Raw genomic sequence first — 12,439 nt, forward strand, 5'->3', positions numbered from 1 at the left:
GCGGACGCTGTTGGGTACCGCGAGAATTACTGCTTGATGACGAGTTCGACCGGGGTTTCGATCACGCCGTCGGTGGCATCGACTTTCTCACCCTTGACCAGCTTGAGCGCGTTCTGGATACCGAACACGGCTTGTTGTGCAGCGGCCTGGTCGGCGGTGGCCAGCACGCGACCGTCCTTCAGCATTGGCTTGATGGCTTCGATATTGTCGTAGCCCACGACCAGCACTTTGCCAGCCTTGCCGGCTGCACGAACGGCGGAGACGGCGCCCAGGGCCATGTTGTCGTTACCGGCCAACAGCGCCTTGAGATCCGGGTATTCGCTGAGCATGGCCGACGCGACTTTCTGGCCCTGGTCGATTTCCCAGTTACCGGATTGGGTGGACACGATCTTCATGCCGGCAGCGTCCATCGCATCCTTGAAGCCTGCGGTGCGCTGTTGGGCGTTGGTGGTGGTAGGTACGCCTTCGATGATGCCGACCTTGTCGCCCGCCGCCAGTTGCTTGGCCAGATAGTCACCCACCAGCTTGGCGCCTTTGCGGTTGTCCGGGCCCACAAACGGGATATCGAGTTTTTTGCTTTTCAGCACGTCCGGATCCAGGCGGTTGTCGATGTTGACCACCTTGATACCGGCGTCGGAAGCTTTCTTCAGCACGGTGACCAGTGCCTTGGAATCGGCGGGTGCGATAACGATGGCATTGACCTTGGACAGGATCATCTGGTTGACGATGTCGATTTGTGCGCTGGTGTCGGTTTCATTCTTGATGCCGTTGGTGATCATGTCGAAGTCAGCGGCGTGAGATTTCTGGTAGTCCTTGGCGCCCTCTTGCATGGTCACGAAAAATTCGTTGGCAAGGGACTTCATCACCAGGCCAACCTTGGGTTTGGCGGCGGCGTCATCAGCGAATGCAGAGGACAGGGGTAGAGCGGCGGATGCGGCAGCAAGCACAGCGACAGCAAGAAGACGTCCTGCAAATGGCAGCTTCATGGGTGTACTCCGATCTTATGATTATTGTGAGCAACGCCTGCACCGAAGAACGCTTCGGCAGCCCGCCCACCCGGGAGGCTGATACGAGCGTTCACGCCGACTCGGGGAGCCCTGCGTGAAACATCTCGCAAACGTTTGCGTTGATCGAACTATGCGAACCTTGTCGAGTTTTGTCAACGGGATAAAACAACCTTTCATGCACGGCCCCCTTCTCTCGCCCCACCTGGCGGCCATCCTCACTCCTTCCCCGCGATGCGATTGTCCGAAACGACAGACGTCGACGTTTAACCCAGGACTTTTCCATCAGACTTTTCGGGCAACCGAACACAATCCCACCAGTTGTTCGGAAAGCCGGACATGCGCTGGGAACGATACATACAAAAACCAGTATAAAATCTTATAAATCAATAGGTTAATTTAAATTCACAAACCTGTTCGGCCTGGTACGGATTCTGCTCCTAACCCTGCGCTCGTGGCGCTCAGAATCGCCCGGGTGTTCTAGATGAACCGGCTACAGCACTCATCAAAAACCAGAGAGAAGAATAATGAAATCTGCACTGAAGAACTTTGTTCCGGGCGCGTTAGCCCTACTGCTGCTGTTCCCCGTTGCCGTCCAGGCAAAGGACGTTGAATCCAAGACCAAATTGTCCAACGTGGTGATCCTCGCCACTGGCGGCACCATTGCCGGCGCCGGCGCCAGCGCGGCCAACAGCGCCACCTACCAGGCGGCCAAGGTCGGTATCGAACAATTGATCGCCGGCGTTCCTGAGCTTAGCCAGATCGCCAACGTGCGTGGCGAGCAAGTGATGCAAATTGCGTCCGAAAGCATCAACAACGAAAACCTGCTGCAACTGGGTCGCCGCGTCGCCGAGCTGGCTGACAACAAGGACGTGGATGGCATCGTGATCACCCACGGCACCGACACCCTGGAAGAGACCGCCTACTTCCTCAATCTCGTGGAAAAAACCGACAAGCCTATCGTTGTCGTCGGCTCGATGCGCCCAGGCACCGCCATGTCGGCCGACGGCATGCTCAACCTGTACAACGCCGTCGCCGTGGCAGGAAGCAAGGATGCGCGCGGCAAGGGCGTCCTGGTAACCATGAACGATGAGATCCAGTCGGGTCGCGACGTCAGCAAGATGATCAATATCAAGACCGAAGCGTTCAAGAGCCCATGGGGCCCACTGGGCATGGTGGTTGAAGGCAAATCCTACTGGTTCCGCCTGCCAGCCAAGCGTCACACCATGGATTCGGAATTCGACATCAAGACCATCAAGAGCCTGCCGGACGTTGAAATCGCCTACGGCTACGGCAACGTGAGCGACACCGCCTACAAGGCCCTGGCCCAGGCTGGCGCCAAAGCCATCATCCACGCCGGTACCGGTAACGGTTCGGTGTCGTCCAAGGTGGTTCCTGCCCTGGTCGAATTGCGCAAGCAAGGCGTGCAAATCATCCGCTCGTCCCACGTGAATGCCGGCGGCATGGTGCTGCGTAACGCCGAACAGCCTGACGACAAGTACGACTGGGTCGCCGCCCTCGACTTGAACCCGCAGAAAGCGCGGATTCTGGCGATGGTCGCCCTGACCAAGACCCAGGACAGCAAAGAGCTGCAACGGATGTTCTGGGAGTATTGATGCCTGACTGACCCCGACTGGGGTGAGGGAGCGAAGGCCCTCACCCCATTGCGCTCGCTTCGACAACGCTCCCGCCTTACACCAAAATTCCCGAATAGCTATCAGACGAACTTCTTGAAATTTAAGTAGTTGCGAAATCACCTACAGTTAAATACTGTATGTGCGTACAGTTTATCAAGGAATACTCCGTGGCAAAGTCCTCTTCCGCAGTGCCAACCCCACCCGACGCCTACGAACGCCTGGCCATTCGCGTGCAAAAAATCATCAATTCCACCAACGCTCAAAAAGCCAAGGCCGCCCTGATCTTCCGATTGCCGGATGAGCCAGAGGATGAGTGGCAGCGCTTGCTGGAGGAAATCGCGGAGAACGATAACGTCACCCTCGCCTATCGGGACGATGGCGGTGTGCAGATTTTCTGGGTTGTGCCGAAGGAAGATTGACTCAATGAATGCGCGTTTTATTGCATTGTGTTGCCTGTTTTTTGCCTTCAGCGCCCACGCCCAGGCGCCCCGAACGTTCACCGAAGCCAAGAAAATCGCCTGGAAACTCTACGCGCCACAATCCACCGAGTTCTATTGCGGCTGCAAATACACCGGCAACCGCGTAGATCTCAAGGCCTGTGGCTACATTCCACGTAAAAACGCCAACCGCGCGGCACGTATCGAGTGGGAACACATCGTGCCGGCCTGGCAGATCGGCCATCAACGTCAGTGCTGGCAGAACGGCGGGCGCAAGAACTGCACACGCCATGACGACGTGTTCAAGCGCGCCGAAGCCGACTTGCACAACCTGGTGCCGAGCATCGGCGAGGTCAACGGCGACCGCAACAATTTCAGTTTTGGCTGGCTGCCAGTGCAAACCGGTCAGTACGGCTCATGCCTGACCCAAGTGGACTTCAAGGCCAAGAAGGTCATGCCGCGCCCTTCGATTCGCGGAATGATCGCGCGTACGTATTTCTACATGAGCAAGCAGTACGGGTTGCGCCTGTCGAAACAGGACCGCCAGCTGTACGAAGCCTGGAACAAGACCTACCCGGTGCAACCCTGGGAGCGCCAGCGCAACCAGACCGTGGCCTGTGTGATGGGGCGCGGCAATGCGTTTGTCGGCCCGGTGAACCTCAAAGCCTGCGGTTGAACAGGGGCGGCACTGCCGCCCAAAGGGCCTGTTACTGCGCGGACTTGTGCTCGATGATTTCAGACACGGTGTCGTTCTTCTTGGCCCGGGCCATTTTTTCGTTGAGCAGCGTCTGCTTGGCCTCGGCCTCGGCCCTGGTTGCGAATGGGCCCAACAACACTTCGTCCTTGCCGTCGACCTTCACGATGTAAAAATTGAAACCATGTTCCAGCAGCCAGGCGGTCAGGTCGGTGATTGCCTGAAGCTTATGGTCTGGCGGCCCTACCCGCAGGTCCCACTCCTGAGCGGCAATCGCGCCGGTTTGTGGCTGGCTTTCGGTCGTGGCAGGCTTGGTCTTCTGAGCGTCGACACGTTTGCCTTCACCACAACCGGCCAATGCCAACACCGCCATTGCCATCGCTACTTTACGCACTGCCCTGCTCCTTAAAGGATTAAAGAGGCGACTTTATCATTCGCTGTCTATTCTGGCCGTCATAAACCTTGGCTTAAACAATGCGAATGATGTATCCCAGACCTGTATGATGCCGCCATGGGAATTAATGTCGCCTCTATGCGTCCTAAACGAGGCAGTCACAGGGAAGCGCTTAGCAGTAAGCTACACACATCCGACACCTGCCCTGTCCAAACATGTGTCCTTAAAAGTAATCAAGGAGAAGTCCATGCTGATACTCACCCGAAAAGTCGGTGAAAGCATAAACATCGGTGATGACATCACGATCACCATCCTGGGCGTCAGCGGCCAGCAAGTTCGAATCGGCATCAACGCCCCCAAGGATGTTGCCGTGCATCGTGAGGAGATTTACCAGCGCATCCAGGCGGGCCTGACGGCGCCGGACAAAAACCAGACGCCTTGAAGCGCCTTCAGTAGCCAGCCTTTTCGTTCATTGTAACGGCTGGCGAAAACCTCTTCGAACGCTGCGTCCCTGCGCTACGTGACCTGGTTTCATCCGCAAGATCCTCCCGCCGCAAGATAAAACTGCCTCATGCCTGGAACTTGTTGTGGTAGTCGCAGACGAATCCACTGACGGACATCCCGCCATCTCCGTGTGCGTTCAGGAGCACGTCGATGAGGCCAATCACCGCACAACCCTTTTTTCAACGTTCATGGATGATCACTCTACTGATCGGGCTCGCCGTTCTGAGCCTGGACTATGCGCTGTGGCGCGTATTGAAAGACGCAGGCGTGACCCGCTCGCATGCCTGGCTGGACTTGGCATTGCTGCTGTGCGGCTATCTGTTCCTGTTTTGCCTGAGGCCCATCCACAAGCTGGTGCATCGCAGGTTGTGCCGCAGCCATGCGCGGCAGTCCCTGAGGGACCGTTGAAGACTCGTTGTCGGATCGCCGGTATTTACAGCTGCGCAGCAGGACCTATTCTTGAGTGTGTTTGCACAGTCAGTAGAGGTGCTGAAGCCGATGGATACCCTCAGTAAAAGCCAGATCGAAGCTGAATTGGCGGCACGCCTGCCCAGCTACCAGGTGACCTGCACATTGCACACCGACGGCACCCTCTCGGCAGTGCTCAGCGGCCCGAAAACCGATCACTTCGCCGTGACCGGTATCGTGCGCGCGCACTATCGAGGCGCCGAAGCGATCTCGCGGCTTGCCAACGAGATCCTCAAGGAGATGGTGCTGTCACGCCAGAGCATGCGCAGTGATCGAATGCAGGCACCGCCGAGTCCTGCCACCTGCGAAATAGGCCGGGCCCGGTAACGGGTTCGGCTTTTTGTATCAGCCTGTCACCTGCTGCAAACGCAACAAACCCTGGGCGTCACGCATGGCCTGCACCCCCTCATAACCGTCGATAGACGGATGCTCGGTGAGCATGGGCTTGAGATGCGTCGACGTCACGACCATCACATCCGCCCCCGCCGCCTCCCCGGCCCGAATGCCCACCGTAGCGTCTTCAAACACCAGACAATCCTGCACCGGCACCCCCAGACGCGCGGCCCCCAACACATAACAGGCGGGGTCCGGCTTGCCGATGGCCACGTCTTCAGCGGTGACCAGCGCCGCCGGCGCCTCGATCCCCGCCGCTTCAAGCCGACGCAGCGCCAGATCCCTGGGCGCAGAGGTGACCAGCGCCCACTGGTCAGCGGGCAGGCGCTTCAAGAATTCGATGGCCCCGGGAATCGCAACAATGCCTTGCACATCGTGGATTTCAGCCTCGGTAATCCACTGCGCCTCAACCTTTGGATCGACGCCGGGCAAGGCTTGGCGCGTGATGGTATCGATCGCGCGGGCGCCATGAATGGTCGTCAGGAACGCCGCCACATCCAGCCCGTGGCGTTCAGCCCAGATGCTCCACACCCGCTCGGCGGCGGCGATGGAGTTGAGCAACGTCCCGTCCATATCGAACAGGAAAGCGCGGTAAGGGCGGGCAAAGACAGCTGATCCTCGGATGGACACTGCGGGACTTCCTCGTGGGCTGAAACGAATAATCGGCCCGATGCAATCTACGGATCACCTTATGACTTGTAAACGCTGCGCGGGTGTCGCGCAGCCAATGATTACAAACTTGTCATCCTCCTGTTGGTGAGCTGTTCGGGTCGCCTGGTTACCGTGAATGCACTGCCGGACCTGGCAGCCAACCCTTCAAGAGAGCGACTTTTATGAAACTGTTTATCCTCGGCTTTACCGCCCTGCTGGCTACCGGCTCCGTGTTTGCGGCTGACAACAATACGGTCATCCACGACAAAACCGGTTTTTTCGTACACTTGGATGTGGCCAAGGTCCTGTCGAGCACCGACACTTACGGCCAATGCGGTATCGTCCCGGCGCGTCTCGACTACCTCGACCACCAGGGCCGCGAGCACGTCCTGGACTACCAAGTGCAAGGCACCGGCTGCGCCAGTGACAATTGATCGGGCTACACTGGCGCCACGTACTGAATCAGGATATTTCCCATGAACATCCTCGTTGTCGAAGACGAACCCAAGGCCGGCAATTACCTGCTTAATGGCCTGCAGGAACTGGGTTACTCCGTAAGCCTGGCCCGTGATGGCGTGGACGGCTTGCACCAGGCGCTGGAAACGCCGTTCGACGTGATCGTGCTGGATGTGATGATGCCGAAGATGGACGGCTGGGAAGTACTGCGCCGCCTGCGCAAGGAAACCGACACACCGGTGCTTTTCCTGACGGCTCGCGATGACATTGCCGACCGCATCAAGGGCCTGGAACTGGGGGCTGATGATTACCTGATCAAGCCCTTCTCCTTCGCCGAACTGGTGGCGCGCCTGCGCACCCTGACCCGTCGCGGCCCGATCCGCGAAGAAGAGCAACTGCACATCGCCGACCTGCAAATCGATGTACTCAAGCGCCGCGTCACCCGCGCCGGCACCCGCATCACCCTGACCAACAAGGAGTTCGCCCTGTTGCACCTGTTCGCCACCCACCAGGACCAGGTGCTCTCGCGCTCGCTGATCGCCTCACGGGTATGGGACATGAATTTCGACAGCGACACCAACGTGGTGGACGTGGCCGTCCGACGCCTGCGCCTGAAAGTCGACGACCCGTTCCAGCTCAAGCTGATCCACAGCGTGCGGGGCATCGGCTACCGCTTCGATACCCAGCCATGAACCCGCGCCGTCATTATTCGCTGACCCTGCGCCTGGCGCTGATTTTCGCGCTGCTCGCCTTTGCCCTGCTGGCGACCCTGGGCGTGGCACTGTACCGCGAGCTGGAACGCGAGCTGATCCGCCGCGACGACGCGCAGTTGATCTCTCGCGTGGACCAACTGCGCAACCTGCTCAACGACAGCAATACTCTGGACTTGATCAAGACCAAGCCGGAACTGTTCCAGAACATGCTGGGCAACCGCGAATCGGTGCTGAGCATCGCCGCACCCGGCCAGAAACCGCTGCTGTTGGTGAACCCCGCCAATATCGACCTGCCCGCGATCACGCCGGTGCCCAAGGATCATGTGTTGGCGCTGAGCGACGTGCAGCATTTGCCGGGTATAAATGGCGTGCCCTTCTCCACCCTGGCGGCCTCCATCGACTCCGGCGACCTGGGCAGCCTGCAAGTCACCAGCGGGCGCCTGATGACCGAACGCACCGCCATGCTCGCCAGCTACCGGCTGAGCGTTTATGTCCTGGCGAGTATCGCCGCGATTATTCTCGCGCTGGCGGGCTATCTGCTGGTCTATCGCGGTCTGCTGCCATTAAGGCGTCTGGCCCGGCATGCCGAGGGCATCGGTGTCGGCAACCTCACCGAGCGCCTCGACAGCCACGGCGCGCCGAAAGAGCTGCTGCCGATGATTGACTCGTTCAACACCATGCTGGAGCGCCTGGCCAAGGGTTTTGTGCAACTGGGCCAGGTGTCGACCGACATGGCCCACGAACTGCGCACGCCGATCAATAATCTGCTGGGCGAAACCCAGGTCGCCCTGCAACAGAACCGCAGCATCGAGGGGTATCAGCACCTGCTGGCCTCCAATGTGGAAGAGCTTGAGCGCCTGGCGCGGATGCTCGACAACATGCTGTTTCTGGCACGCACCGACCCGGCTGCCGCCTTGCGCCAGCGCCAGGCGCTCAGCGCGGCCGATGAAGTGGAGCGTATCGCGGATTACTTTGAAGGATTGGCAAGCGATGTGGACATGAGCATTCATGCCACGGGCGAAGGCGTGATCTGGGCCGAACCGATGCTGCTGCGCCGGGCCCTGGCGAATCTGTGCGCCAATGCCATCAAGTATGGCGCACCTGGTTGCGAGTTGGTGATACAGGCCACCCCAAGCGCCGAGGGCATTTACCTGCGGGTCAGCAACAGCGGTGAAACCATTGCCGCCGAGCACTTGGCGCGGCTGTTCGAGCGGTTTTATCGGGTGGATGAGTCACGGGAGCGTTCGGCCCAATCCAACGGCTTGGGCCTGTCCATCGTGGCGACCATCATGCAGTTGCATAACGGCCGGTACAGCGTCACCAGTGAAAACGGAGTGACCTGTTTTGAGCTGTTTTTCCCGGCGCGCGAAGGGTGAGGAGCCGCCGATTCAATCGAAGGCGCCGTTGAGTACTTCGTAAATGATGCCAGACGCGATGGCTACCAATATCAAGTCCGTGCCCGCCTGTTGCCACTCATACCCATCGTAATGAGGCAAGTGTCCCACTAAACGCCCATCCAGTTTTTTCGCGATGCCCGGCGGCAGAGGCTTGCCGCGTGCCAGGTTCTTCTGGATACCCGGCGGCAAAGACGGGCCCGGGCTCCAGTAGTCGCGATAACCACCCAGCACATTCAGCACGCTGCCACGGTCGACACTGGGGCCGTGGCTGCTCGAACCGCCTTTGCCTTTGGACTTGTCATGCCCCTGCCCGCCCTGGCCATTGCCCTTGTTGTTGCCTTGTCCCTTGCCATTGCCTGGATCAGCCAGCGCCATGCCACTCCCGGCAAACAGCACAAGCGACAGCACGACAGACACGAATTTCAAAGACTTGATCATGGCGATTATCCAAGGCGGGAGCGTAGTTGAACTCTAGTTCAAGTTGGCGCGCCACGCGCAGAATCAACTCACCTGACCGCCCACTTCCAGCACATCCACTGATGTACTCCACGCCGCACAGACTGCGATACGCAGGCCCTCCACCAGGCTTGGCAGCGCCATCAACGCCTCGCAGGGCACATGGATAAAACCACTGCGCACCGACGTGCCGGCCAGCACATGCTGCAAACGGTAGAACACCTGATTACAGACAAAGGTGCCTGCCGTCTGCGACACCGACGCCGCAATCCCCGCCTCGCGCACGGCCTTGACCATGGCCTTGATCGGCAGCGTCGAAAAATACGCCGCCGGGCCACCGACCACCACCGCCGTGTCGACAGGCTGCTCGCCCAGATTATCGGGGATGCGCGCGTCGTTGATATTGATCGCCACCCGCTCCATGGAAATCTCGCTACGCCCCGGCGCCAGGCCCGTGGCAATCACCATCACCGGGCGCCATTCATCGATCAGTCGCACCAGGCACTCGCCTGCCGTGGCGAACGCGCAGGGCAGCTCACGCGCCACAATCATCACGTCTTCATCAATCATGCAGCCGTCCAGCAGGCGCGCAGCCTCCCAGGACGGGTTCACCGGGTCTCGGTCAAAGGGCTCGAACCCCGTCAGCAATACGGTTCGCATCCTGGCCTCACATCAACAGATAAAGCAGCACGATATTGACCACCAGCATCATCAACGCCGTCGGCAACTGCGCCTTGATCACTGCGTTCTTGTCCGGCAATTCCAGCAACGCCGCCGGCACGATATTGAAGTTGGCCGCCATGGGCGTCATCAGCGTACCGCAATAGCCGGAGAACATGCCGATGGCCGCCATCACCGCCGGGTTACCGCCATAAATACCCACCAGCACCGGCACGCCGACCCCGCCGGTCATCACCGGGAACGCGGCGAAACCGTTGCCCATGATGACCGTGAACAGCGCCATGCCCAATACATAGACCATCACCGCCACCAATTTATAGTCCAGGTTGATATAGGTGGTGGTGACGTGCGCGACGGCCGTGCCGACCCCGGCTTCATTGAACAACAAACCGAGCATCGCCAACATCTGCGGCAGCACCATGGCCCAGCCCAGGGCTTCGGTGAGGCGACGCGACTCGCGCAAGGCTTGCACCGGCGTGTCGCGGGTCAGCCAGCAAGCCAGGCCGAGGGCGATCAGGCAGCCGATACCCAGGGAAACGAAGGTGGTGTTTTTCGGGTCCAGCAGCGGCACGCCGCCGATCTCGGTGTGCTTGAGCAAGACCGAACCGATCACGGTGGTCAACGGGATGGCCAACGCCGGAATAAATAGCTTGTGCCCCAAGCGTCCGGCACTGGCGCGGGACGCTTTGTCATGCAGTTCGGCATGGATGCCACGGCCTACCCCGCCGAAGCCCGCGATCAACGCCATCACCACTACGCCCACGCCGATGGCCACCGACGGCAGGCGCTCGCCCAGCAAAAACGGCAGCGCGAACAGCAGCCAGAACACCGCACTGGACCAACGCTTGGGGTGAGTACGGTCCATCAGGATCATGCCGGCGGTAATCAACAGCAGCACCCCGGCCAGCCAGTACAGGTATTGAATCGAAATGATCATTGCGCGGCTCCCACCGGGGTAACGGACGGCGTCAGTTCGCGGGTCAGCCTTCGGTCAAAACGATGCAAGCGAATCGCATGGATGATAAACGCGCAGATCGCCGTGGGAATGCCCCACACCGCGATGTGCAGCGGTTCCACATCGATGCCCGAGCCCAGCAGGAAGGTGTGCATCAGCGCAATCGCACCAAAGGCCACGAAGATATCTTCACCAAAGAACAGGCCGACATTGTCCGTCGCCGCGCACATGGCCAAGACTTTGTGGCGCAGTTTTTCCGGCAGTTTGCCGTAGCGTTTTTCCGCCGCACCTTCGGCCATCGGCGCCAGCAGCGGACGCACCATCTGCGGATGCCCACCCAGGCTGGTCAACCCCATGGCAGCGGTGGATTCACGCACAAACAGGTAGATGATCAACAAGCGTCCGACCGTCGCCCGCTCAAACCGCGCGATCCAGTTCTGTGCATGCAGGCGCAAGCCATGGCGTTCCAGCAAGCCGATGACGGCCAGGGGCAACAACAGGATCAATTGCAGGGCACGGGTCTGAAGGAAACCCTCACCCATGCTGGCGAGAATCTTTTCCAGCGGGAAGTGAGCCGCAAGCCCGGTGGCGATCGCGGCAGCGGTGACCACCAACAACGGATTGAAGCGCAAGACAAAGCCAACCACGATCACAAGTACGCCGATCAACGGCCATAAGTTCACAACAGTTTGCATGACGGGAAGGTCCTATAAGTGCGCGCTGCGGCGCCGTTACAGCAGGATGTGAACAAAGGTTCACAGCAAGAAGTAGCGTGCAGTCGGCTCGGTTTTTATTGTTGACCCGGAAGGTCGAGCGTCAGTGGCGGCAACTTTGCTGCCTGGGGGCGGGGAGTGTCCAACAAGAAAAATTGTTGCTGCAAACCAATAAATTTTGTGGGGGATGGAGGGCCAGGACGCAGACAGGCCGGGAGTGTATCGGGCGCTTGATTGACCTGGTGCTCAGGTTATTGGAACGCTACCGATGGCCAATCAACGCATCAGAGCGTCACGGCGAAGACCATCGATTACCGATAGCCGTCCGGACTGGTTTTTCTAAGATTCTCACAAATATCACGCAGGACATCTGCCAGTGGGGGCTGTAACAAAAAGGATTTCATTTCCGAGACGTCGTCTTTGTATGAAGGGTCCGCGTTGACCCGGCGGTACTCGGACCTGCTCTCTTCGCTGAACGTGGGATCAGTCACCAGCCTTTCGAGCGTTAAGCCACGCTCGGGATTTCTCTCGTGGCATATCTGGAGTGCGGCTATGGCGGTGACCGCGACTTTTTCTTCGCTTTTCGGTTGAGCGGCGGTAGCTGCCTCGACGCTGGTGACGGCTGAAAGCAGTATCCACAGCCCCGCGTTTTTCCTTGAAAACACTTGTTTACTCCTGATTTCGGCAGGTGAATCGCTTTCTCACCTTATCGAGCGCGTAAGCGGTTGCCAAAGGATCGAGAATCTGGAAGTGAGCGCCGAATTGGCGTTCTGAGTAGGGTTTTGCAAAAGCTTTGCAAATCGCGGGCAATCGAGTAGGAGGCGGATTTACATCCGCCGTCCTCTCACACCACCGTACGTACGGTTCCGTATACGGCGGTTCAGGT

17 protein-coding genes are annotated in these 12,439 nt (G+C 59.1%); 9 read left to right on the plus strand and 8 right to left on the minus strand.

Features of this window, described 5'->3' with window-relative positions; translation table 11 throughout:
- Positions 1-26 precede the first annotated feature (26 nt).
- Positions 27-986 carry a sugar ABC transporter substrate-binding protein gene (locus V6M90_RS28975; RefSeq protein ID WP_003174989.1) on the minus strand — a complete coding sequence of 320 codons (960 nt, stop codon included), beginning with the start codon at positions 984-986 and terminating at the stop codon, positions 27-29.
- A 545-nt stretch (positions 987-1,531) separates the two neighbouring features.
- On the opposite strand from V6M90_RS28975, the gene V6M90_RS28980 reads away from it, so the two are divergent.
- From V6M90_RS28980 to V6M90_RS28990, 3 genes are all read left to right on the plus strand, one after another.
- Positions 1,532-2,620 (plus strand): asparaginase, encoded by a 1,089-nt coding sequence (locus tag V6M90_RS28980; protein ID WP_003174990.1) that lies wholly within the window; start codon positions 1,532-1,534, stop codon positions 2,618-2,620.
- A 188-nt stretch (positions 2,621-2,808) separates the two neighbouring features.
- Complete coding sequence (locus V6M90_RS28985; protein ID WP_003174991.1) at positions 2,809-3,060, plus strand: DUF1654 domain-containing protein; 252 nt, start codon at positions 2,809-2,811, stop codon at positions 3,058-3,060.
- 4 nt (positions 3,061-3,064) lie between these two features.
- On the plus strand, positions 3,065-3,754 hold the full coding sequence (locus V6M90_RS28990; protein ID WP_003174992.1) for an endonuclease: 690 nt from the start codon (positions 3,065-3,067) through the stop codon (positions 3,752-3,754).
- Positions 3,755-3,785: 31 nt separating this feature from the next.
- Here V6M90_RS28990 and V6M90_RS28995 read toward each other — a convergent pair whose 3' ends face one another.
- Positions 3,786-4,151, minus strand: a complete 366-nt coding sequence (locus V6M90_RS28995) for an SPOR domain-containing protein (protein WP_332847611.1) — start codon at positions 4,149-4,151, stop codon at positions 3,786-3,788.
- Positions 4,152-4,413: 262 nt separating this feature from the next.
- On the opposite strand from V6M90_RS28995, the gene csrA reads away from it, so the two are divergent.
- The 3 genes from csrA (at position 4,414) to V6M90_RS29010 (ending at position 5,465) form a co-directional block, all read left to right on the plus strand.
- Entirely contained in the window at positions 4,414-4,608 is a 195-nt protein-coding gene (csrA, locus tag V6M90_RS29000; protein WP_003192511.1) for a carbon storage regulator CsrA, read from the plus strand.
- 254 nt (positions 4,609-4,862) lie between these two features.
- On the plus strand, positions 4,863-5,078 hold the full coding sequence (locus tag V6M90_RS29005) for a hypothetical protein (RefSeq protein WP_332847610.1): 216 nt from the start codon (positions 4,863-4,865) through the stop codon (positions 5,076-5,078).
- A gap of 90 nt (positions 5,079-5,168) precedes the next feature.
- A complete protein-coding gene (locus V6M90_RS29010; protein WP_305427488.1) occupies positions 5,169-5,465 on the plus strand; it encodes a hypothetical protein in 297 nt (98 codons plus the stop codon).
- 18 nt (positions 5,466-5,483) lie between these two features.
- Here the strand turns inward: V6M90_RS29010 and V6M90_RS29015 are convergent, their stop codons facing one another.
- The gene (locus tag V6M90_RS29015; RefSeq protein ID WP_042944990.1) at positions 5,484-6,161 is read right to left on the minus strand and encodes an HAD-IA family hydrolase; all 678 of its coding nucleotides are present in this window, start codon (positions 6,159-6,161) and stop codon (positions 5,484-5,486) included.
- Between the two features lie 203 nt (positions 6,162-6,364).
- Between V6M90_RS29015 and V6M90_RS29020 the strand changes: the two genes are divergently transcribed.
- The 3 genes from V6M90_RS29020 to V6M90_RS29030 are packed head-to-tail and all read left to right on the plus strand — an operon-like array spanning position 6,365 to position 8,727.
- On the plus strand, positions 6,365-6,616 hold the full coding sequence (locus V6M90_RS29020) for a DUF2790 domain-containing protein (RefSeq protein ID WP_003174998.1): 252 nt from the start codon (positions 6,365-6,367) through the stop codon (positions 6,614-6,616).
- Between the two features lie 42 nt (positions 6,617-6,658).
- Entirely contained in the window at positions 6,659-7,330 is a 672-nt protein-coding gene (locus V6M90_RS29025) for a heavy metal response regulator transcription factor (protein WP_078733912.1), read from the plus strand.
- The gene (locus tag V6M90_RS29030) at positions 7,327-8,727 is read left to right on the plus strand and encodes a heavy metal sensor histidine kinase (protein ID WP_305427491.1); all 1,401 of its coding nucleotides are present in this window, start codon (positions 7,327-7,329) and stop codon (positions 8,725-8,727) included. Before V6M90_RS29025 ends, V6M90_RS29030 begins: the two co-directional genes overlap by 4 nt.
- Positions 8,728-8,739: 12 nt before the next feature.
- Here V6M90_RS29030 and V6M90_RS29035 read toward each other — a convergent pair whose 3' ends face one another.
- From V6M90_RS29035 to V6M90_RS29055, 5 genes are all read right to left on the minus strand, one after another.
- Complete coding sequence (locus tag V6M90_RS29035) at positions 8,740-9,186, minus strand: anti-virulence regulator CigR family protein (RefSeq protein WP_003175001.1); 447 nt, start codon at positions 9,184-9,186, stop codon at positions 8,740-8,742.
- A gap of 63 nt (positions 9,187-9,249) precedes the next feature.
- The gene (gene pcp, locus V6M90_RS29040) at positions 9,250-9,864 is read right to left on the minus strand and encodes a pyroglutamyl-peptidase I (protein ID WP_305427492.1); all 615 of its coding nucleotides are present in this window, start codon (positions 9,862-9,864) and stop codon (positions 9,250-9,252) included.
- A 7-nt stretch (positions 9,865-9,871) separates the two neighbouring features.
- Positions 9,872-10,822, minus strand: a complete 951-nt coding sequence (locus V6M90_RS29045) for a DUF979 domain-containing protein (RefSeq protein WP_141063197.1) — start codon at positions 10,820-10,822, stop codon at positions 9,872-9,874.
- Positions 10,819-11,535, minus strand: coding sequence for a DUF969 domain-containing protein (locus V6M90_RS29050; protein WP_003175004.1), 717 nt, complete (start codon positions 11,533-11,535; stop codon positions 10,819-10,821). The genes V6M90_RS29045 and V6M90_RS29050 overlap by 4 nt, the downstream gene beginning before the upstream one ends.
- A 329-nt stretch (positions 11,536-11,864) precedes the next feature.
- Entirely contained in the window at positions 11,865-12,218 is a 354-nt protein-coding gene (locus V6M90_RS29055) for a hypothetical protein (protein WP_042944992.1), read from the minus strand.
- Between the last annotated feature and the right edge of the window lie 221 nt (positions 12,219-12,439).

The organism is Pseudomonas lactucae (assembly GCF_036688725.1).
GTDB classification, from domain to species: domain Bacteria; phylum Pseudomonadota; class Gammaproteobacteria; order Pseudomonadales; family Pseudomonadaceae; genus Aquipseudomonas; species Aquipseudomonas lactucae.